Source organism: Elusimicrobiota bacterium (assembly GCA_016182905.1).
In the GTDB taxonomy this organism is placed as follows: Bacteria; Elusimicrobiota; Elusimicrobia; order UBA1565; family UBA9628; genus GWA2-66-18.
In genome coordinates this window covers 68,196-87,718 of sequence record JACPFR010000016.1, presented here as the reverse complement: position 1 = coordinate 87,718, position 19,523 = coordinate 68,196, and the positions used below count along the sequence as shown (strand labels likewise).

Sequence of the window (19,523 nt, the reverse complement as noted above, 5' to 3'; positions counted from 1 at the left end):
CTAGGAGCCTGAGCAATTAGTCGGGCCGCCACACTGCAGCGGCATTTGCCCCCCAACGGAATGGCCGCCCCCGCGGGGGGCGGCCAGGATCGTCGCCTTCGGCGCCGATCTGAGAAAGGGCTGCTCACCGATTGGGTTCGCACGCCATTTCTCCGTCGGGGACGCGTTTGTCCGTCGACGAGGAATTCCGTAGGCTTTGTTCATGTTCCGACCCTACGACCAGAAGCAAGCGTTCCTGCTGCCGCCTTCGTTGAGCGAGTTCCTGGACCAAGATCATCCGGCGCACGTGATCAACGACATCGTTGATCGGCTGGATTTGTCACGCCTTGAGAACCGCTACGGCAACCTGGGACAGCCCGCGTACCACCCGCGGATGATGGTGAAGGTGATCCTCTATGGATTCACGGCGGGCGTCTTCAGTTCTCGAAAACTGCAGCGCGCCAGCCAGGAGAACCTGGCGTTCAAGTTCCTGGCCGGGATGGAGACGCCCGCGTTCAAGACGTTCATCGAGTTCCGACGGCGGCACCGTTCGGACATGAAGAGCGTGTTCGTACAGACAGTCAAGCTTGCGAAGGAACTGGGACTGGCACGCTTGGGGGCGGTGGCGCTGGACGGCTGCAAGATCGACGCGGATACCTCGAAGCACAAGGCGATGAGTTATGGGCGGATGATCGAGGAGGAACGCAAGCTCAAGGCCGAGATCGAGGGGCTGATCAAGCGGGCGGAGGCGACGGACGCGAGCGAAGACAAGACGCACGGCTCGGACGACGACGGTTACCGTCTGTCGAAGGAGCTGTCGCGGCGGGAGGATCGTCTGGCCAGGATCGAAGAGGCGAAAGCGGCGCTTGAGGAGCGCGAAGGCCGCGATCACCCCGGTGAGGAGATCGACCCGAAGAAGCAGATATCATTCGCGGATCACGACGCGCGCTGCCACGCCAAGCCCGGCGAGGGCGCGCGCTACATCTACAACGCCCAGGCCGCCGTCGACATGGACAGCCAGATCATCGTCGAGAACCACCTTGAGGATTCGGTGCAGGACGCGAGCGCGGTCAAGCCCGCGCTGGAGAATATGGAGCGGGATTTGGGCGCGGCTCCCGAGAAGTTGGTCGCCGACGCGGGCTACGCCAACAAGGGCACGCTTGATAGCTGCCGCGACCACGAAGTCGTGCCCGTATGCGCGACGGGGCGGGAAGGCAAGGAGTCATCGGCGAGCAAGATAAACACGATGACTTATGATAGCGAGCAGGACCGCTTCACCTGCCCGCACGGTCAGGTCTTCGAGTTCCGCCAAGAGAATCCCAAGGATGGACGGCGCAGCTATCACAGCAAGGCGGTGGTGACCTGCGCCTGTGGCCATGAAAAGCTCAAGGACGGCCGGGCGGCCCTAAGAGTTTATCCAAGCCAATTCGCTAAGCGCGAGTTGCAGCGGATCATGACGGAGCCGGGCAATCGAGACGTCTACCGTAGGCGCAAATGCACGGTCGAGCCGGTGTTCGGGCAGATTCAAGTCGGGATGGGATTTCGACGCTTCTTCTACCGGGGCCATGCGAACACCGGAAGCGAATGGAACTTGGTGTGTGCCGCCTTCAACGTCAAGAAGATAGCGGCGACGATGAGGCGCAGGGCGGGGCCCTGGGGACGCTTCTGGGCCCAAGCGGGCCGCTGCGTTCATTTATTGCGGCTTTGGATTGGACGAACGGCGCTTTACGATGCGCCGATGCTGCAGTACATTTAAGATCGGCGCCGAAGGCGACGATCCTGGCCGCCCCCCGCGGGGGCGGCCATTCCGTTGGGGGGCAATGCCGTTGAAGCCTTTAAATCCGACTACTTGCTCACGTTCCTAGGGGAGGCTCAGCGGCCGGCGCGGAGCGCGGCCATCGCCGGCGTGTCGCCGGGGAGCGGACCCGCTTCGGCCACGGTCTTGCGCAGCGAATCGAAGGCCGCAGGCTTCGTCGGACCGGCCAGCAAAGTCTTCGCCTTCCAGAGCGCGTACTCGACGATGAGCGACGGCGCCGTCGCGGGGCCGTACTTGCGCACGGCGTTGAGGAAGACGATCATCGTGCTGAGCACGCGCAGGCGCATGAACGGCTCCGGATGGAGGATCGGGATCAGGAAGAACTTCCGCATCCGGACCAGGCGGAGGATCGAGGGGTAGTCGTCGAGCCGGAACCGCGCGCGGTCCTTGTGCGCGTGCAAGGTGTCGGCCGTCGCGCTGCTCTCGAGGACGGCCTCCTTGTCGGTCTTGCCGCCGCCCTCGACGAGCCGGGCGGGCGCGGCGAAGTAGCCGGAGTCGCCGGGCTTGCCGTCCTGGCGGGGCTCCTCGAACAGGGCGGACTTGGCCAGGATGCGGCGGTAGGCGTCCGGGCCGAACTTCTTGATGAAGGCGAAGCGGCCGACGCTCTGCAGGTCGTAGTGCCAGCGCTCGAGCGTCAGGCGCGGGAAGCCGGTGAAGTTGATCGCCGTCTCGCCGTCGCGCGCGTCGCGATCGGAGATCTTGATCAGGTAGGCCTCCTCGTCGTCGAGCGAGCGGCCGATGAGGCCGCGGCTGCGCCCGGCCTCGTAGAGCGGGGTGCCCGGCAGCGCCTGCGCGAAGTTGACGCTGACGTTGTTCGGGTCCCAATCGGGGGAGAGCGTCGCGGAGTAGGCGAGGAAGTCGGCGGTCTCGGCGATGGTCTCGTGGCATTCGCCGGGCATGCCCACGATGAGCTGGATGGTGGTGCTGACGGACTTCTCGACCATCCACTTCATCGCGTTGCGGTTCTGCTCGGCGGTGGTCTTCTTCTCCATCACGTCGAGCATCTTCTGGCTGCCGCTCTCCATGCCGTAGAAGATCGTCACGCAGCCGGCGTCCTTCATGCGGTCGATCCACTCCGGGTCGATGCAGTTGACGCGCATGCCGCCGACGCGCCACAGGACCCCGCGCTTCTTGACCTCGGCGCAGAACTCCCCGAGCCAGCGCTTGTCGGTGCCGAAGTTCTCGTCGCCCATGCGCACGAAGCCCACGTTGTAGCGGGCGATCAGGTCGTCGAGGCGCTGCATCAGCACCGGCACCGGGATGTAGCGGATGCCCTTGTCCCAGCGGTGGCAGAAGGTGCAGCGCGCGACGCAGCCCTTGCAGGTGTTGAGCATCACCGTGCGCTTGCCCAGGCGCTTGATCTCCATGATGCGCGGGTCCTCGCGGTCGGTGACGGCGAGCTTGCCGGACTTCGCGGCGGGCGTGATGAAGTAGTCGAGCTGGTCGAGCTTCTCCATGATCGTCCAGTCGATCTCGTAGAGCTCCTCGGCCTTGAGGGCCTCGGCGTAGGGCGTGACGACGATCGCACCCTTGGAGTCGAGGTAGGAGAGGCCTTTGACGTAGCCGTACTCGTCCCGGGACGGGTCCTGGACCCAGGCGCGGACGAAGTCGACGGCCGTGCGCTCGCCCTCGCCGGTGCAGATGAAGTCGACGCCGGTGCGGTTGAGGAGGATCTCGGCGGAGGTGCCCATGTTGCCGCCGAGCAGGATGGTGACGCCCGGCAGGCGGCTCTTGACGGCCAAGGTGAGCTTCTTCGTGTACTCGTAGGCCGTGGAGACGACCGCGCTGACGGCGAGGATGTCGGGGCGGCGCTCGACGATGTGCGCGACGGCCTCGTCGAAGGACGGCCGCGTCAGGTCGATGTTGTAGAACTCGACGCCCGTGAAGCCCGCCCTCTGGAGCGCGCTGATCACCGACAGGCTGCCCACGGGCGGGTAGTCGGTCGGGACCGGGCGGATGGGCGTCGTGCAGAAGACGATGCGGGGCTGGGCGGGGCGGGCCATCGTCTCATTATACCAAAATAGGCGGACCCTCCCCCGACGGGAAATACGTATAATCAGCCGTCGTGAAACGCGCCATCGCCGTCGTCACGGGCAGCCGGGCCGAGTACGGCATCCTGCGTCCCCTCCTGCGCCTGCTGGCGAGGGACCGGCGCGTGGAGCTGCGCCTGCTCGTCACCGGCGCCCACCTGCGCCCCGAGTTCGGCTCCACCGTCCGCGAGATCCGGCGCGACGGCTTCCGCCCGGCGGCGCTCGTGCCCATACTGGACGGCGGACGCCTCGACGCGCGCGCCGTGGCCCGCGCCACGGCACGGGCCGTCGACGGCTTCTCCCGCGTCTTCGCGCGCTCCGCGCCCGACCTGCTCGTGCTCATCGGCGACCGCTACGAGACCCTCGGCGCGGCGACGGCGGCGCTGGCCCACCGCGTCCCCGTGGCCCACATCTCCGGCGGCAAGACCACCGTGGGCGTCATCGACGAGTCCATCCGCCACGCGGTGACCAAGCTCAGCCACTACCACTTCACGCACAACGAGGAGTTCCGCCGCCGCCTGCTGCGCATGGGCGAGCTCCCGGCGCGCGTGTTCACCTACGGCTCGCCCCTCGTCGACGAGATCGTCTCGACGAAGGCGTCCTCCCGGGCGGCGACCTTGCGCGCCTGCGGCCTGACGGGGCTCGGCCGCTACCTCGTCGTCGCCGTGCACCCGGAGACGCTGTCCGCGGTCCCCGCGGGCCGCGCCGCCGCCGAGGTCCTGGGCGGCGCCGCGCGCTCCGGCCTCGACCTCGTCCTGACCTACCCCGGCGCCGAGGCCGGCAGCGGGGAGATCGCGGCCGTGCTCAAGTCCTTCGCCGCGAAGCGCGGCGCGCGCCTGCTGCGCTCCCTGCCGCGCGCGCTGTTCCTCGACCTGCTCCGGCATTCGGAGGCCCTCGTCGGGAACTCCTCCGCGGGGATCACCGACGCGCCCTCCCTCGGCCTTCCGGCCGTCAACGCGGGCGGGCGCCAGGACGGCATGCTCAAGGCGGCCAACGTGATCGACTGCGCGGCCACGGCTCCCGCCGTCGCCCGCGCCGTCGCGCGCGCGCTGACCCCGGCCTTCCGGGCCCGCGCGCGCAAGGCCCGCAACCCGTACGGAGACGGGCGCGCCGTGCCGCGCATCGCGCGCGCGCTGGCGACCCTCCCGCTCGGCCCCGGCGTCGTCCGCAAGCCTTTCTACGATCCCCGGGGGACGCGATGAAGATCGACGCCGCCGTCGGCGCCTCGCCGACCTTGGCCTGGGCCGCGAAGGTCGCGGAGCTGCGCCGAGCGGGACGCCCCATCGTCTCGCTCGGCCTCGGCGAGCCCGATTTCCCGACGCCTCCGCACGTCGTCGATGCCGCGGCCAAGGCGCTGCGGGACGGCTTCACCACCTACTCCGCCGGCGCCGGCCTGCCCGAGCTGCGCGAGGCCGTCGCGCGCAAGCTGTCCCGCGACAACGGCGTCGCCGCCGAGGCCGGCGAGGTCGTCATCGTGCCCGGCGCCAAGAACGCGCTCTTCCTCGCCGCCGCCGCCGTGCTCGAGCCCGGCGACGAGGCCGTGCACCTGACGCCCGGCTACGTCAGCAACCTGCCCATCCTCAAGCTCGCCGAGCCGTCCTGCCGCGCCGTCGAGGTCGCCCTGCGCGGTCCCGCCTTCGACCTCGACCTGGAGCGGCTCGAGGCGGCGGTCGGGGAGAAGACGCGCCTGCTCCTGCTCAACTACCCGAACAACCCCACCGGCCGCCGGCCCTCGGCCGCGGAGGCCGCGGGCCTGCTGTCGCTCATCCGGCGCCGGCCCAAGCTCATCGTCGTCTCCGACGAGATCTACGAGCGGCTCCCGCTCGGCGGCGGGACCCCGTTCTCCCCCGCCGCCGCCGCGGACATCCGCGAGCGCGTCGTCACCGTCAACGGCTTCAGCAAGTCGTACGCGATGACCGGCTGGCGGATCGGCTACGCCCACGCCGCCGCGCCGCTGGCGAAGAAGATCTCCCTGATCCATCAGCAGATCAACACGCACACCGCGACCTTCATCCAGAAGGCGGCCGTCGCCGCGCTCGAGGGGCCCCACGACCATCTCGACGCCTTCGTCTCGCGCCTGAAGACGAACAAGGCGCGCTACGAGCGCTTCCTCCGCGAGACGCCGGCCTGCCGCGGCTCCTCGCCCGAGGGAGGCTTCTTCGCCTTCGTCGACGTCTCCGCCGCGCGGCTGGCCTCCGACGCCTTCGCGGCGGCCCTGCTCGAGGAGACCGGCGTCGCGGTCCTGCCCGGCCTGTCCTTCGGCGCGGGCTTCGACGCCTACTGCCGCCTGTCGCTCGCCGTGCCCGAGGACGCGTTCTCGGCGGCCCTCGACCGGCTCGCGGAGTTCGTCGCCCGCAAGGCGGCCGCGTGAGCCGCCCCCTGCGCGTCGTCGCGCTCAAGCCCTTCTTCCCCGCCGACCTCGCCTTCCTGCGCGAGGGCCTCGGCGCGAGCGCCGAGCTCGTCGTCCCGGCCGCCTTCGACCCCGCGACCCTGCGCGGCGCCGTGCGCGGCGCCGACGTGCTGCTCGGCGGCGCCGTGTCCGAGGATATACTCGACGCGGCGAAAGGCTTCCGCCTGCTCCAGGTCCCGTGGACGGGCGTGGACGGCCTCGACCTCCCCCTGCTCGCGCGCCGGGGCGTCGTCGTCTGCAACTCCCACAGCTCCGCGCCCGTCGTCGCCGAGTTCGCCGTCGCCCTGCTGCTCGCCGCGCTGAAGGGCCTCCCGCTGCACGACCGCCGCCTGCGCGAGGGCGACTGGATGCGTCCCGGCCCCGGCGGAGACTTCCGCCCTCCGCGGACCTTGGCCGGCGGCGTCGTCGCCTGCCTCGGCGCCGGCGCGATCGCGCGCGCGACGGCGTCCCTGCTGTCGGGCTTCGGCGCGCGGCTGGTCGCCGTCGCCTCGCGCCGCCGCGCCGAGCCCGCGCCCTGGGCCGAGGTGCGGGGCCCCGAGGGCCTCGACGCCGCGCTCGCCGAGTGCGACGCGCTGATCGTCGCCGCCCCTCTGACGAAGGCGACCGCCGGCCTGCTCGACGCCCGGCGGCTGGCGCTCCTGAAGCCGGCGGCCGTCCTCGTCAACGTCGCCCGCGCCGAGATCATCGAGGAGGGAGCGCTCTTCGAGGCTCTGAAGTCCGGACGGCTCGGCGCCGCGGCGCTGGACCCGTGGCGCGAGCAGCCCAAGGCCGGCGCGAAGGCGTTCCCTTCGCCGCGCTTCCCCTTCCACGAGCTGCCGAACGCCGTGCTCTCGCCGCACCGGGCCGGCTTCGACGCCGGCCGCCTGCCGCACCTCGCCGACGCCGTGGCGAACATCCGCGCCCTCGCCGAGGGGTGCCCGCCGGCCAACCGCGTCGACCCCGAGGCCGGCTACTAGGAGCCCATGACCGCCCCCTTCAACGTCCTGCTCACCTGCGCCGGCCGCCGCAACTACCTCGTCGACTGGTTCCAGGCCGCGCTCGCCGGCGCGGGCGAGGTCCTCGTCGCCGACGCCTCGGAGCACGCGCCGTCGATGATCGAGGCGCGCGGGAAGGGCTCCCTCCTGCCGCCCGTCTCGGAGCCCGGCTACTTCGACCGCCTGCTCGGGCTCTGCCGCGAGCGGGACGCGCGCATGCTCGTCTCGCTCAACGACTTCGAGCTCCCGGGGCTGGCGCGGGAGGCCGCGCGTTTCCGCGACGCGGGCGTGACCCCGGTCGTCTCCGACCCGGAGACCGTCGACCTCTGCTTCGACAAATGGCGCACCTTCGAGCGCCTGCGCGCGCTCGGCGTGCCCGTCCCGGAGACCCGCCTGGGCCTCGCGGCGGCCCGCGAGGCCCTGCGGGCCGGGCTCCTGCGCTTCCCGCTCGTCGTCAAGCCGCGCTGGGGCACCGCCTCCGTCGGCGTCGAGCTCGTCGCCGACGAGGCGGACCTCGAGGCGGCCTACGCCTGGACGGCGCGCAAGATCGGGAGCCTCGGCGTCGGGCGCGTCGGCGGCGCGGGCCCCGACGAGAAGATCGTCGTCCAGCAGGCGCTCCAAGGCCAGGAGTACGGGCTCGACATCGTCAACGACCTCGCCGGCGAGCACCGCACCGTGATCGTCAAGCGCAAGCTGTCGATGCGCGCCGGCGAGACCGACCGGGCCGTCGTCGAGCCGCACGCGGGGCTCTCCGCGCTCGCCGCGACCGTCGCGCGCGCGCTGCGGCCGCGCGGGCTCATGGACGCCGACGCCTTCGTCACCCCCAGCGGCCCCGTGATCCTCGAGCTCAACCCGCGCTTCGGCGGCGGCTACCCCTTCTCCCACGCGGCGGGCGCCGACGTCCCCGCGGCGCTGCTGGCCTGGGCGCGAGGCCTGGAGGCGCGCCCCGAATGGCTGACCGCCCGGGCGGGGACGATCTCCGCCAAGTGCGACCGCCTGGTCACGGCCGAGGCCGCCTCAAATGGTAAAATCCGCTGACATGGGTTCGAGAAAAAAAGGCTCGTCGCTGTCCGAGATCCGCCGCGTCGTCGCCCTGGAGGCGAAGGCGCTGACGCAGGTGCTGGCCTCGCTCGACGCGCGCTGGGACCGGGCCGTGGAGCGCCTGGCGTCCTGCCGCGGCAAGGTGATCCTGACCGGCGTCGGCAAGTCGGGGCTCGTCGCGCAGAAGGTCGCGGCGACCTTCTCCTCCACCGGCACGCCCGCGATCTTCCTCGACCCGGGCGAGGCCATGCACGGCGGCCTCGGCGTCGCGCAGAAGGGAGACCTCGTGCTCGCCATCGCCAAGTCCGGCGAGTCCGACGAGCTCAACGCCCTGCTGCCCGTCCTGCGCGCCCGCAGGATCCCCCTCATCGCCCTGACCGCCAACCCGCGCTCGACCCTGGCCCGCGCCGCGGACATCATCCTCTATTCTCCGGTCGAGGCCGAGGCCTGCCCTCTCGACCTCGCGCCGACGACGAGCACGACGGTCGCGCTGGTGCTGGGCGACGCGCTCGCCGTCGCGCTGATGAAGCGGCGCGGCTTCACCGCGGAGCGCTTCGCCGCCAACCACCCCGCCGGGCGGCTGGGCAAGCGGCTGACCTTGCGGGTGCGCGACGTGATGCGCTCCGGCGCCGACAACCCGGTCGTGCGGCTGACGACGACGCCCGCCGAGCTGCTTTCCACCATCACGCGCCTGCAGGCCGGGGCGGCCTCGGTCGTCGACGGCAAGGGCCGCTTCCTCGGGCTGGTCACCGACTTCGACATCCGCCGCTCCATCGCCGCGGGCGGGGACTTCTTCAAGAAGCCCCTGGCCTCCGTGATGAACCCCCGGCCGACGACGATCGCCCCCGACGCGCTCGCCGCCGAGGCCGTCGAGGTCATGGAGGACCGGCGCACCCCCTTCAACGTCCTGCCCGTCGTCGACCGCAAGGGCCGCTCCGTGGGGCTCATCCAGATCCACGACCTGCGGGCCCGGGGGTTGTAGTGGGCGCGGCGACGAGCCTCCTGCGCCGCGCCGTCGACTCGGGCCGCGAGGTGTGGCGGCTCGACAACGGCCTCGTGCGCGCCGATATCCTGCCCGGCTTCGGCGGCCGCGTCTGGACCTTGACCGACGTGGCCCGCGGGGTCGACTGGGTCTGGAAGAGCCCGAAGGTCGCCCTGGCCGTGCCCGCGCCCGGCGCGTCCTACGACGATTCCTGGGCCGGCGGCTGGGAGGAGCTGTTCCCCAACGACGCCCCCGGCGATTTCGACGGCCGGACCTTGCCCGACCACGGCGAGTGGTGGAGCCGCGCCTGGACGGCCGACGTCCTCGAGGACACCGCGCACCGCGCCGAGGTCCGCCTGCGCCTGGAGACCAGGTCGGCGAAGGCGTCCTGCGAGAAGATCGTCGGCCTCGACGCCGGCGCCAGGAGCCTGCGCGTGCGCTACCGGATCGAGAACCGGGAGAAGACGCCCCTGCGCTTCATGCTCAAGCAGCACCTCGCCGCGGCCGTGCGCCCCGGCGACCGGCTGGAGCTCCCCGGCGGGACGGTGCACCGCGTCGACCCCTCGTTCTCCACCCTCGTCAAGGCCTCCCCCGCGCCCTGGCCCGCGGAGTTCGTCCTGCCGCCCGCCGGCAAGGACAAGGAGTTCGTCTATGTCGCCGACCTGCCCGAGGGCTGGGCGGGGATCCGGCGCCCGGACGGCGCGGCCCTGCGCATGAGCTTCGACCTGAAGGCCTTCCCGCATTGCTGGTTCTTCATGGACCTCGGCGGCTGGCGCGGCCACTACACCGTCGTCGTCGAGCCGTGCACGAACTGGCCAAAGGACCTGGCCGAGGCCGCCGCCGCCGGACGCTGCGCGGTCCTGCCTCCGGGCGGCGTGTTCGAGACCGCGGTGGAGGCCGCGCTGTCATGAAGGCCGTCGCCATCCTCCCCGCCCGCATGGGCTCCTCCCGCTTCCCGGGCAAGCCGCTGGCCCGTCTGCTGGGCAAGCCGATGATCCAGCACGTCTACGAGCGCGTCGCGAGGGCGAAGGGCCTCGCCGAGGTGCTCGTCGCGACCTGCGACGCCGAGATCGCCGGCGTCTGCCGCTCCTTCGGCGCCCGCGCGATCATGACCTCCGACAAGCACGAGCGCGCCTCCGACCGCATCGCCGAGGCCGCGGAGTCCGTGAAGGCGGACGTCTACGTCATGGTGCAGGGCGACGAGCCGATGACCGTCCCCGAGATGATCGACGAGGCGCTGGCGCCTTTCTCCGACCCGTCCGTCGCCTGCGTCAACCTCGCGGGGCGCATCGAGACCGAGGCCGAGTTCGACGACCGCAACTGCATCAAGGTCGTCATGGACCTCCGCGGCGACGCGCTGTGCTTCTCGCGCGAGCCGATCCCGACCCGCCGCATCGGCCCGTGGGGCTCGTTCCCCGCGTGGAAGCAGGTCTGCGTGATCCCCTTCCGCGCCGACGCGCTCGCGCGGTTCGCGGCGCTGGCCCCGACCCCTCTCGAGAAGGCCGAATCGGTGGATATGATGCGGTTCCTCGAGCATGGAGTGAAGGTCCGCATGGTCCCGACCCGGCACGCGTCCCACGCCGTCGACACGCCGGCCGACCTGGCGCGCGTCGAGGCGCTGATGAGGGCGGGCGCGTGAGCAAGCCCAAGGTCCTCGTCTCCGCGCCGTATGCGATGCCCGTGATCGGCCGCTTCAAGGCCGAGCTCGAGGCCGCGGGCTGCGAGGTGGTCGTCGCGACGGTCAAGGAGCGCCTCGAGGAGGATGCCCTGCTCGCCGTCATCGGCGACGTCGACGGCCTGATCTGCGGCGACGACCGCGTGACCGCGAAGGTCCTCGCCGCCGCGCCGAGGCTCAAGGTGATCTCGAAGTGGGGCACCGGCGTCGACTCGATCGACCGGGCCGCCTGCGCCGCGCGCGGCGTCGCGGTGCGCAACACGCCCAACGCTTTCACCGAGCCCGTCGCCGACACCGTGCTCGGCTGGATGCTGTGGTTCGCGCGCCGGCCCGCCGAGCAGACCGCGGACATCCGCGCCGGGCGCTGGGTCAAGCCGCCGCTGTTCGCGCTGGGCGAGAAGACCCTCGGCGTCGTCGGCGTCGGCAACATCGGCCGCGCCGTCGCGCGCCGCGCCAAGGCCTTCGGCACGACCTTGCTCGGCTGCGACCCGGTCCGCCCTCCCGAGGACTTCCTGAAGGAGACCGGGCTCAGGCTCGTCTCGCTCGACGAGCTGCTGGCCTCCTCCGATTTCGTCTCGCTGAACTGCGACCTGAACCCGACCTCCGAAGGCCTGATGAACGCCGGGGCCTTCGCGAAGATGAAGCCGGGCGCGTACCTGCTCAACGCGGCCCGCGGCCCGATGGTCGTCGAGAAGGACCTCGCCGCCGCGCTCGAGGGAGGACGACTGGCCGGCGCCGGCCTCGACGTGTTCGAGCACGAGCCCCTGCCCGAGGCGAGCCCCCTGCGGCGCTTCTCCCAGGTGGTGCTGTCGCCGCACAACTCCAACGGCTCGCCGCGCGCCTACGAGCGCGTGCACGCGAACACGATCAAGAACCTGCTCGAGGGGCTGGGCCCGCGTGGCTGAGGTCTCCGTCGTCGTCCGCGCCAAGAACGAGGCCGCGCACCTGCCCGCGCTGTTCGACGGGATCTCCCGGCAGACCGCGCGCGGCGTCGAGGTCGTCCTCGTCGACTCCGGCTCGACCGACGCGACCGTCGCCATCGCCCGCGAGCGCGGGGCGCGCCTCGTCTCCATCGCTCCCGAGGAGTTCACCTTCGGCCGCTCGCTCAACATCGGCGTGAGGGCGGCCTCCGCCCCTTTCGTGGCGGTCGCCTCCGCGCACACCCGTCCGGCCGACGAGCGCTGGCTCGAGAACCTGATCAAGCCCCTGCGCGAGCGGCCCGAGGTCGCCATGGTCTACGGACGCCAGATCGGCTGGGAGGGCTCCAAGTTCGGCGAAGCCCTCGACTTCGACCGCTTCTTCGGGCCCGAGGCGCGCGAGGTCGACGAGCACTTCTTCGCCAACAACGCGAACTCCGCCCTGCGCAAGGAGCTGTGGGGACTGCACCCGTTCGACGAGGACCTGCCCGGCCTCGAGGACATCGAGTGGGCGCGCTGGTGGCGCGCGCGGGGAAAGCGCGTGGCCTACGCGCACGACGCCGCGATCCACCACATCCACGACGAGACCTGGGAGCAGGTCCGCCGCCGTTACTACCGCGAGGGCGTCGCCGCGCGCCGGATCGGCTGGCTCAAGCGCCGGGATCTGCCGGTCGAGGTCTGGGGCGAGATGAAGTGGCTCGCCGGCGACATCGCGGAGGCCGCGAAGCGGGGCATCCTCCCCTCCAAGCTGGGCGAGATCCTGAGCTTCCGTCTCAACAAGGTCGCGGGCACGATCGCGGGCGTCATGACCGAGGGAGCGAGGAGCGGGCGATGAGCGGGACCTACCGGGCGGTCGTCGTCGAGGGGCCGGGGAAGGCGAGGCTCGTCGAGCGGCCGATCCCCGTGCCCAAGACCGGCGAAGTCCTGGTCAGAACGGCATGGCAGGGGATCTGCGCGACGGACCTGGAGGTCCTCGAAGGGACGCTCGGATACTATAAGAACGGCATGGCGAAGTACCCGATAGTACCCGGCCATGAATTTTCGGGCACCATAACGGCGACGGGACACGGCACCGGCGGCTTCGCCGTCGGTGACCGCGTCGTGCTTGAATGCATCCAAGGCTGCGGCGCCTGCGCGGCGTGCCTTCGCGACGACGCCATCGCCTGCCCTGCCCGCCGCGAGATGGGCGTGATGAACCTCGACGGCGGCTACGCGGAGCTCGTGCTCGCGCCGGCGCGCGCCGTCCACCGCGTCCCGCCCGGCGTGTCCCTGCGCGCGGCGAGCCTGGCCGAGCCGCTCGCCGTCGTCTGCAAGGGCCTGCGGCGGCTGGCGCCCGCGTGGGGCCCTGAGCCGGAGCCGCGCCGCGTCGCCGTCGTCGGCGGCGGCGCGATCGGCACGCTCGCGGCCCTCGTGCTCGAGGCCCGCGGGCACCGGCCCGCGGTGTTCGACCGGGACGCGGGACGCCGCGCGCTTCTCGTCAAGGCCGGCCTCGAGGCGCGCGACGCGCTCACGGGCCTCGGCGAGTTCGACGCCTTCGTCGAGGCGACGGGCAACGCCGACGCCCTGCACGCCGCGCTCGAGGGCTCGCGCCCGGGCGCGGCCTTCCTGCTCCTCGGCTTCCCGTACGACCGGCGCCCGTTCGCCTTCGAGTCGCTCGTCGGCTTCGACCGGACCGTCGTCGGGTCGGTCGGCTCGGGATCGAAGGATTTCGAGGCGGCGCTGAGGCTCCTCGGCCGCCTCGACCTCTCGACCTTGGCCTGCGAGGCCTTCCCGCTCGAGGGCTACGAGAAGGCCTGGGCCGCGGCGCGAGCCAAAGGCTGCCTCAAGGCCGTCCTGCGCGTCGGCCCGGAGGCCGCGTGAGCCGCTATCTCGTCACCGGCGGCGCGGGCTTCATCGGCGCGGCCGTCGCCTCGTCCCTGCTCGCCGACGGCCACGAGGTCGTCGTGCTCGACAACCTCTCGACGGGCTTCCGCGAGGCCGTGCCGAAGGGCGCCGTCTTCTTCGAGGGCGCCTGCCAGGACGCGTCGGTCTACGACCGCCTGCCGGCGGGCCCCTACGAGGCGATCCACCACATCGCGGGCCAGAGCTCGGGCGAGATCAGCTTCGACGACCCGGTCTACGACCTGCAGACGAACACGCAGTCGACCTTGCTGCTCCTGAAGTTCGCGCGGAAGAACGGGTGCCGGCGGTTTCTGTACGCGGGCACGATGTCGGTGTACGGCGACCAGCCCGACGCGCCCGTGAGCGAGGACGCGCCGTGCGTCCCGAAATCGTTCTACGGCGTCGGCAAGCTCGCCAGCGAGCACTATCTGCGCATCCACGAGCAGTACGGCGTGCGCTCGACCGTCCTGCGCCTGTTCAACGTCTACGGCCCGGGCCAGAACCTGGCGAACCTGCGCCAGGGCATGGTCAGCATCTACCTCGCCCAAGCCCTGAAGTCGCGCTCCGTCCTCGTCAAGGGCGGCCCCGACCGCTTCCGCGATTTCGTCGAGATCGGCGACGTCGTCGCCGCCTTCCGCGCCGTCGAGGGCGCGGAGAAGACCCGCGGCGGCGTCTTCAACGTCTGCACGGGCCGGCGCACGACCGTGCGCGAGCTGCTCGACTTGCTGCTCCCGCCGCTTCCGTTCAAGACCGAGGTCCGCTTCGACGGCTCGACGCCCGGCGACATGCACGGCATCACCGGCGACCCGTCGCGCCTGGCCGCCGCCTGCGGCTGGAAGGCGAGGACCTCCCTCGAGGACGGCCTCAAGCGCATGACGGCCTGGGCGCTCGATGCGTCGCGTTGACCTCGCCCGGCTGACGCCGGAGGGGCGCAAGGCGTTCGACGCCGCGGTCCATTCCATGCGCGCGGAGTTCAACGCGCTCGTGTCGGGCCTGTACCCCGAGGACCGCGATCCCGCGCGACTGCTCGCCGGGCCGCTGAGCCGCAGCCCGTTCGTCAGCCGCCTGTTCCTCGACTGCTGCCGCCTCGCCTACGTCGACGCGCTGCTGAAGGAAGGCTCCGTCGACGAGATCGCGGTGGACTCCGCGCCGCTGGCCGCCGTGGTCGCGGAGCGCCTGCGCCGCGAGGGCTCGGCCGTGCGGGTCGTCGACGAGGAGACGGCCGCCGCCGCGCTCAAGCGGACGCTCCGTCCTCTCGCCCGCCTGCTCAAGGCCGCCGGGCGCTTCTTCCTGCGCCGCGCGGCGGGCGTCACGGCGCCGCGGCCCGCGGCGGCCGGGCCGGCGACCTTGCTCGATCTGTTCGTGCTCGAGGGCTCGATCCGGGACGGACGCTTCCACGACCGATACTACCCCGGCCTGCGCGGCGCGCTGACCCCCGAGGAGGACCGGGCGACCTTCTACCTGCCTGAGTTCCCCGACGGCTGCGATCCCGCCGCGCTGCTGCGCGCCGCCGCCGCGACGGGCGAGCGCTTCCTGTTCAAGGAGAGCTTCCTGACCACGGGCGACTACGTCGAGGCCCTGCTCTCGCCGCTGAAGGCGCGAGGAGCCCCCCCGGGCCCGAGACCGTTCCGCGGCTTCGACGCCGCCCCTCTCGTCCGCGCCGACGCCTGGGAGACCGCCTGGAACTCGATGTCGCTGTGCGGCTGGCTCAACTGCCGCTTCATGCGCCGGCTCGCCGAGGCGGGCGTCGAGGTGCGCCTGCTCGTCGACTGGTCGGAGAACCAACTCGTCGACCGCGGCCTCGTCCTCGGCCTGCGCGAGTCGCACCCCGGCGCCGCGTCGGTCGGCTACTGCGGCTACATCATCTCCCCCGACCGCCACGTCTACGCGCGCCCGACGGCGCGCGAGCGCGAGGCGGGGCTGGTCCCCGACCGGCTCGTCGCGCCCGGACCCGGCCTCGCCGCGGGCCTCGCCGAGTTCTGCCCGGGCCTGGACACCGGCGACGCCCCGGCCTACCGCTTCCCCGCCGCGCGGCGCGGGGAGGCGGCGAGCGCTCCGAAGGACCGCGTGCTCCTCGCGCTGCCCATCTCCGCCGACGGCGCGCTCGACGCGCTCGAGGCGGCCGCGGGCGCGGGCGGGCGCTTCGACCTCAAGGCCCATCCGGCTTTGCCCGAGGGCGCGCTGCGCGCGCTCTGGACGGGGCCGTGGCCGGAGGGCTTCTCGTTCGTCGACGGGGACTGGGCGGAGCTCGCCGCCGGCCGCCCCGCGGTCGCGGGCAACACGACGAGCGCCCTCGTCGAGGCGCTCGCGCTCGGCGCGCCCGTCGTCGTCGTCGCCGGAGGCCGGGGCTTCACCGACAACCCAGTCCCCGCCTTGGCCGCTCCCGGCTCCTGGCGGCTCGCCTACGGCGCCGCGGAGTTCGCGTCCGCGCTGGCGGAGCTGAAGAAGGCCGACCGGGCGGTCCTGCTCGAGCACGGGCGCGAGCTGCGCGAGCGCTGCTTCACCCCGGTCACCGCGGAAGGCACGCGGCGCCTGCTTCAGCTGCCGCGTTCGAAGACGTAGTTGTAGAGGCGGCGGAACTCGGAGCGGGCGATCATCTCGGAGTGCTTCTTGTGGCGCACGCTGAAGCCCGCCGCGCGGGCCCGCTCGACGATGGCGAGGTCCTCGGGCAGGTCCTCGTTGATCTCGACGAGCAAGGTCTTCAGGCGCGGGTCGCGCAGGGTCTTCTCCGCGCCTTCGACGATCTTGATCTCGGCGCCGTCGACGTCGATCTTGAGGTGGGCGGGGAACGCCTCCGGGAAGCGCGCGAGGAACGAGTCGAGCGAGAAGGCGACGACGCCTTGGGTGAAGGCGGGGCTGTAGCGCTCCCGCTTCCAATCGAGGCTCTCGCCGAAGTTGTTGAGCGCGGCGCCGGGCATGAAGCGCGGCAGGCTGATGCGCCCGAGGGAGTCCCTGTCGGAGAGGGCGATGTTGAGCGCGGTCACGCGGTCGGTCTGCCCGCTCAGGTAGACGTTCCGGTTGAGCAGGGCGTAGTTCTGGGATTCCGGCTCGAAGGCGTACACGCGCGCGCCGCGCGCCGCCGCGTAGAGGGAGTACAGCCCGACGTTGGCGCCGACGTCGAAGAGGGTCTCGCCGGGCGCGAACCCGTCGATCCATTCCAGGGTCTCCGGCTCCTTCTCGAAAAAGGTGCGCGCGCGGCTCAAGGTCAGCTCGTTGGGGCAATGCAGGCGGAGCACGGACTGGCCGACGCGGACCTCGTGGACCGGGTCGACGAGCTCGGCCAGCGCGCAGGACAGGCGATGGGCGCGCTTGAGACCGAGAAGGGACGACGCCGCCCCGGCGGCCGCGTCGAACAGCGCGCGCTTAAGCCCCATGAGGGATCTCCTTGAGGACGCGGGCGGGCACGCCTCCGGCGACGACGAAGTCGGGGACGTCCTTGGTGACGACGGCGTTGGCGGCGACGACCGCGCCGCGGCCGACCGTCACGCCCGGCAGGATCACCGCGCCCGCCCCGATCCAGCAGCCCGTCTTGAGCCGGACCGGGCCCTTGGAGACGACGCCCTGGTCGATGACCGGGAGCGGCGCCCGGCGGTACTCGTGGTCGATGTCGCTGATGTAGACGCGGTCGGCGATGAGCACGCGGTCCTCGATCGTCACGCCGTGCGCCGCGTTGATGTGGGCGAAGCGCCCGATGTAGCAGCCGTCCCCGATGGCCAGGACCGGCGCGCCGCCTTCCGCCCGGCCGCCGTTGAGCCAGGCGTGCTCGCGCACGACCGTGCCGGCGCCGATGCGGATGACCTTCGGGTTGTAGAGCGTCGCCGGCGCGTGGACGACGCTGCCCTTGCCCAGCGACGCGACGCGCGCGCGCACGAAGGCCGTGTGGGCCTTGAGGCGCGCGGCCGAGAGCTTGCCGAGGATCCGCTCCAACATGGCCGTATCTTACCGCTTCCGGGGGCCCGCGACAACGCCGGGCGTCCCGGGCGCGGACGGAAAAATCGTATAATTCCAGCGGAAAATGCCCGCACAAGACAGCGCGCAGCGCACCATCCTCGTCACCGGCGGCACCGGCCTCCTCGGCAAGGGCATGGAGGAGACCGCCCCCGGCTCCGTGCGGCTGGTCAGCGTCCACCAGCGCGACTACCGCATCGCGGGCTCCCGGGCGGAGCAGCTCGTCCTCGACCTGCGCGACAAGCGCGCGGTGGACGCCCTGTTCGCCGAGCGCCGCTTCGACGCGGTCGTCCACGCGGCCGGCATCGCCAGCGTCGATTTCGTCGAGAAGAACTACGCCGAGAGCCTCGAGTCCAACATCGTCTCGACCCTGAACGTCACCGCCGCCTGCCGCCGCGCCGACATCCACCTCGTCTACGTCTCGACGAACGCCGTCTTCGACGGCACGAAGGCCCCCTACCGCGAGACCGACCCGGTGAACCCGGTCAACAAGTACGGGCGCCTGAAGGTCGAGTGCGAGCGCCTCGTCCAGGAGACGCTGAAGCACTGGACCATCGTGCGGCCCATATTGATGTACGGCTGGAACCACGCCGAGACGCGCGCCAATCCCGCGACCTGGATCCGGGAGAAGCTCGCGAAGAAGGAGCCGGTGTCCCTCGTGACCGACGTGCACGAGAACCCGCTCTTCAACATCCAGTGCGGGCGCGCGCTGTGGGCCGTGCTCGAGAAGCGCCCCGAGGGCATCTTCCACCTCGCCGGCGCCGACCGCGTCGACCGCTTCCAGTTCGGCGTCGCGGTCGCCGAGGCCTTCGGCCTCGACGCCTCCTTGCTCGAGCCGGTGACCAGCGGCGCCTTCCCGGGCATCGCCCGCCGCCCGCCCGACACGACCTTCGTCGTCGAGCGCATGGCGCGCGAGCTCGGCGTGGCCCCGATGACCTTGCGCGAAGGCCTCGCCGCGATGGCCGCGAGGCCTTAATGGCCGCGCCGAGGGTCAGCGTCGTCATCCCGGCCTGGAACGCCGCTTCCTTCATCGAGAAGACGCTCTCCACCGTCGCGGCCCAGACGTTCCCCGACGCCGAGGTCATCGTCGTCGACGACGGCTCGACCGACGCGACCCAGGAGACCGTCGAGCGCTGCCTCGAGAAGCTCAAGCTGCGGGGACGCTGCATCCGGCAGGAGAACAAGAAGATCGCGGGCGCGCGCAACACGGGGATCCGCGCCGCCGAGGCCGACCTCATCTCCTTCCTCGACCACGACGACCTGTGGTTCCCGGAGAAGCTGTCGAGGTGCGTCGCGCAGTTCGAGCTCCATCCGGAGACGGACCTCGTCTGCCATCAGGAGAACGTGGTCAAGGACGGGAAGTTCCTGCATGTCACGCGCAACGGCCCGTGGGTCGAGGACATGTACGAGAGCCTCCTGTTCGACGGGAACGCGCTGTCGCCGTCGGCCGTCACGGTCAGGAAGGCGAAGCTGTTCGAGGCCGGGCTTTTCCGCGAGGACCCCGAGTTCAACACCGTCGAGGACTACGACCTGTGGATGCGCCTGGCCAAGGTCTGCCGCATGCGCTTCCTCGACGAGGTCCTGGGCGAGTACCAGCTCGTCGAGCGCGGCGCATCCAACAAGATCGTCTATCACAACACGAACCTCGAGCACCTCCTGCGCGACCACTTCAAGGGCGTCCCGGACGCCGAGGGCCGCAAGCGCCGGCGCCTCGGCGTCATGTGCCGCTCGGCCGCGCGCCTGCTGATGGCCCAGGGAGACCTCGCGACGGCGGGCGGCTACGCGCGCCGCGCCGTCGCCGAATCGCCCTGGGACTGGAAGAACCCCGCCACCTTGGCGCTGTGGGCGCTCAAGCGCCTGAGGGCCTGAG

At 71.6% G+C, this 19,523-nt stretch carries 18 protein-coding genes; 15 read left to right on the top strand and 3 right to left on the bottom strand.

Going from position 1 to position 19,523, the window contains the following annotated elements:
- Window positions 1–202: 202 nt before the first annotated feature.
- On the top strand, window positions 203–1,735 hold the full coding sequence (locus HYV14_06440; GenBank protein ID MBI2385635.1) for an IS1182 family transposase: 1,533 nt from the start codon (window positions 203–205) through the stop codon (window positions 1,733–1,735).
- A 116-nt stretch (window positions 1,736–1,851) separates the two neighbouring features.
- Here the strand turns inward: HYV14_06440 and HYV14_06435 are convergent, their stop codons facing one another.
- Window positions 1,852–3,798 carry a cobalamin B12-binding domain-containing protein gene (locus HYV14_06435; GenBank protein MBI2385634.1) on the bottom strand — a complete coding sequence of 649 codons (1,947 nt, stop codon included), beginning with the start codon at window positions 3,796–3,798 and terminating at the stop codon, window positions 1,852–1,854.
- Between the two features lie 62 nt (window positions 3,799–3,860).
- On the opposite strand from HYV14_06435, the gene neuC reads away from it, so the two are divergent.
- From neuC to HYV14_06375, 12 genes are read left to right on the top strand one after another with little or no spacing between them, the layout of a single operon-like run.
- Window positions 3,861–5,027 carry a UDP-N-acetylglucosamine 2-epimerase (hydrolyzing) gene (neuC, locus tag HYV14_06430; protein MBI2385633.1) on the top strand — a complete coding sequence of 389 codons (1,167 nt, stop codon included), beginning with the start codon at window positions 3,861–3,863 and terminating at the stop codon, window positions 5,025–5,027.
- Window positions 5,024–6,196 carry an aminotransferase class I/II-fold pyridoxal phosphate-dependent enzyme gene (locus tag HYV14_06425; GenBank protein ID MBI2385632.1) on the top strand — a complete coding sequence of 391 codons (1,173 nt, stop codon included), beginning with the start codon at window positions 5,024–5,026 and terminating at the stop codon, window positions 6,194–6,196. The genes neuC and HYV14_06425 overlap by 4 nt, the downstream gene beginning before the upstream one ends.
- Window positions 6,193–7,191, top strand: a complete 999-nt coding sequence (locus HYV14_06420; GenBank protein ID MBI2385631.1) for a hypothetical protein — start codon at window positions 6,193–6,195, stop codon at window positions 7,189–7,191. The genes HYV14_06425 and HYV14_06420 overlap by 4 nt, the downstream gene beginning before the upstream one ends.
- 6 nt (window positions 7,192–7,197) lie before the next feature.
- Window positions 7,198–8,247 carry an ATP-grasp domain-containing protein gene (locus HYV14_06415; GenBank protein MBI2385630.1) on the top strand — a complete coding sequence of 350 codons (1,050 nt, stop codon included), beginning with the start codon at window positions 7,198–7,200 and terminating at the stop codon, window positions 8,245–8,247.
- Window position 8,248: 1 nt separating this feature from the next.
- Window positions 8,249–9,232 carry a KpsF/GutQ family sugar-phosphate isomerase gene (locus HYV14_06410; protein MBI2385629.1) on the top strand — a complete coding sequence of 328 codons (984 nt, stop codon included), beginning with the start codon at window positions 8,249–8,251 and terminating at the stop codon, window positions 9,230–9,232.
- The gene (locus HYV14_06405) at window positions 9,232–10,143 is read left to right on the top strand and encodes a hypothetical protein (GenBank protein MBI2385628.1); all 912 of its coding nucleotides are present in this window, start codon (window positions 9,232–9,234) and stop codon (window positions 10,141–10,143) included. The genes HYV14_06410 and HYV14_06405 overlap by 1 nt, the downstream gene beginning before the upstream one ends.
- Window positions 10,140–10,871 carry a 3-deoxy-manno-octulosonate cytidylyltransferase gene (locus HYV14_06400; protein ID MBI2385627.1) on the top strand — a complete coding sequence of 244 codons (732 nt, stop codon included), beginning with the start codon at window positions 10,140–10,142 and terminating at the stop codon, window positions 10,869–10,871. The genes HYV14_06405 and HYV14_06400 overlap by 4 nt, the downstream gene beginning before the upstream one ends.
- A complete protein-coding gene (locus HYV14_06395) occupies window positions 10,868–11,812 on the top strand; it encodes a phosphoglycerate dehydrogenase (GenBank protein MBI2385626.1) in 945 nt (314 codons plus the stop codon). Before HYV14_06400 ends, HYV14_06395 begins: the two co-directional genes overlap by 4 nt.
- Window positions 11,805–12,659 carry a glycosyltransferase family 2 protein gene (locus tag HYV14_06390; GenBank protein MBI2385625.1) on the top strand — a complete coding sequence of 285 codons (855 nt, stop codon included), beginning with the start codon at window positions 11,805–11,807 and terminating at the stop codon, window positions 12,657–12,659. Before HYV14_06395 ends, HYV14_06390 begins: the two co-directional genes overlap by 8 nt.
- Window positions 12,656–13,684 carry an alcohol dehydrogenase catalytic domain-containing protein gene (locus HYV14_06385; GenBank protein MBI2385624.1) on the top strand — a complete coding sequence of 343 codons (1,029 nt, stop codon included), beginning with the start codon at window positions 12,656–12,658 and terminating at the stop codon, window positions 13,682–13,684. The genes HYV14_06390 and HYV14_06385 overlap by 4 nt, the downstream gene beginning before the upstream one ends.
- On the top strand, window positions 13,681–14,610 hold the full coding sequence (locus HYV14_06380; protein MBI2385623.1) for an NAD-dependent epimerase/dehydratase family protein: 930 nt from the start codon (window positions 13,681–13,683) through the stop codon (window positions 14,608–14,610). The genes HYV14_06385 and HYV14_06380 overlap by 4 nt, the downstream gene beginning before the upstream one ends.
- Complete coding sequence (locus HYV14_06375; protein MBI2385622.1) at window positions 14,597–16,267, top strand: hypothetical protein; 1,671 nt, start codon at window positions 14,597–14,599, stop codon at window positions 16,265–16,267. Before HYV14_06380 ends, HYV14_06375 begins: the two co-directional genes overlap by 14 nt.
- On the opposite strand, the gene HYV14_06370 is transcribed toward HYV14_06375, so the two are convergent.
- Together HYV14_06370 and HYV14_06365 are read right to left on the bottom strand one after the other, a co-directional pair.
- The gene (locus tag HYV14_06370) at window positions 16,243–17,079 is read right to left on the bottom strand and encodes an FkbM family methyltransferase (GenBank protein ID MBI2385621.1); all 837 of its coding nucleotides are present in this window, start codon (window positions 17,077–17,079) and stop codon (window positions 16,243–16,245) included. The genes HYV14_06375 and HYV14_06370 overlap by 25 nt on opposite strands.
- Window positions 17,069–17,416 carry an acyltransferase gene (locus HYV14_06365; GenBank protein MBI2385620.1) on the bottom strand — a complete coding sequence of 116 codons (348 nt, stop codon included), beginning with the start codon at window positions 17,414–17,416 and terminating at the stop codon, window positions 17,069–17,071. The genes HYV14_06370 and HYV14_06365 overlap by 11 nt, the downstream gene beginning before the upstream one ends.
- A gap of 304 nt (window positions 17,417–17,720) precedes the next feature.
- Between HYV14_06365 and HYV14_06360 the strand changes: the two genes are divergently transcribed.
- Together HYV14_06360 and HYV14_06355 are read left to right on the top strand one after the other, a co-directional pair.
- Window positions 17,721–18,629 carry an SDR family oxidoreductase gene (locus HYV14_06360; protein ID MBI2385619.1) on the top strand — a complete coding sequence of 303 codons (909 nt, stop codon included), beginning with the start codon at window positions 17,721–17,723 and terminating at the stop codon, window positions 18,627–18,629.
- Window positions 18,629–19,522 (top strand): glycosyltransferase family 2 protein, encoded by an 894-nt coding sequence (locus HYV14_06355; GenBank protein MBI2385618.1) that lies wholly within the window; start codon window positions 18,629–18,631, stop codon window positions 19,520–19,522. Before HYV14_06360 ends, HYV14_06355 begins: the two co-directional genes overlap by 1 nt.
- The last annotated feature ends 1 nt before the right edge of the window (window position 19,523 follow it).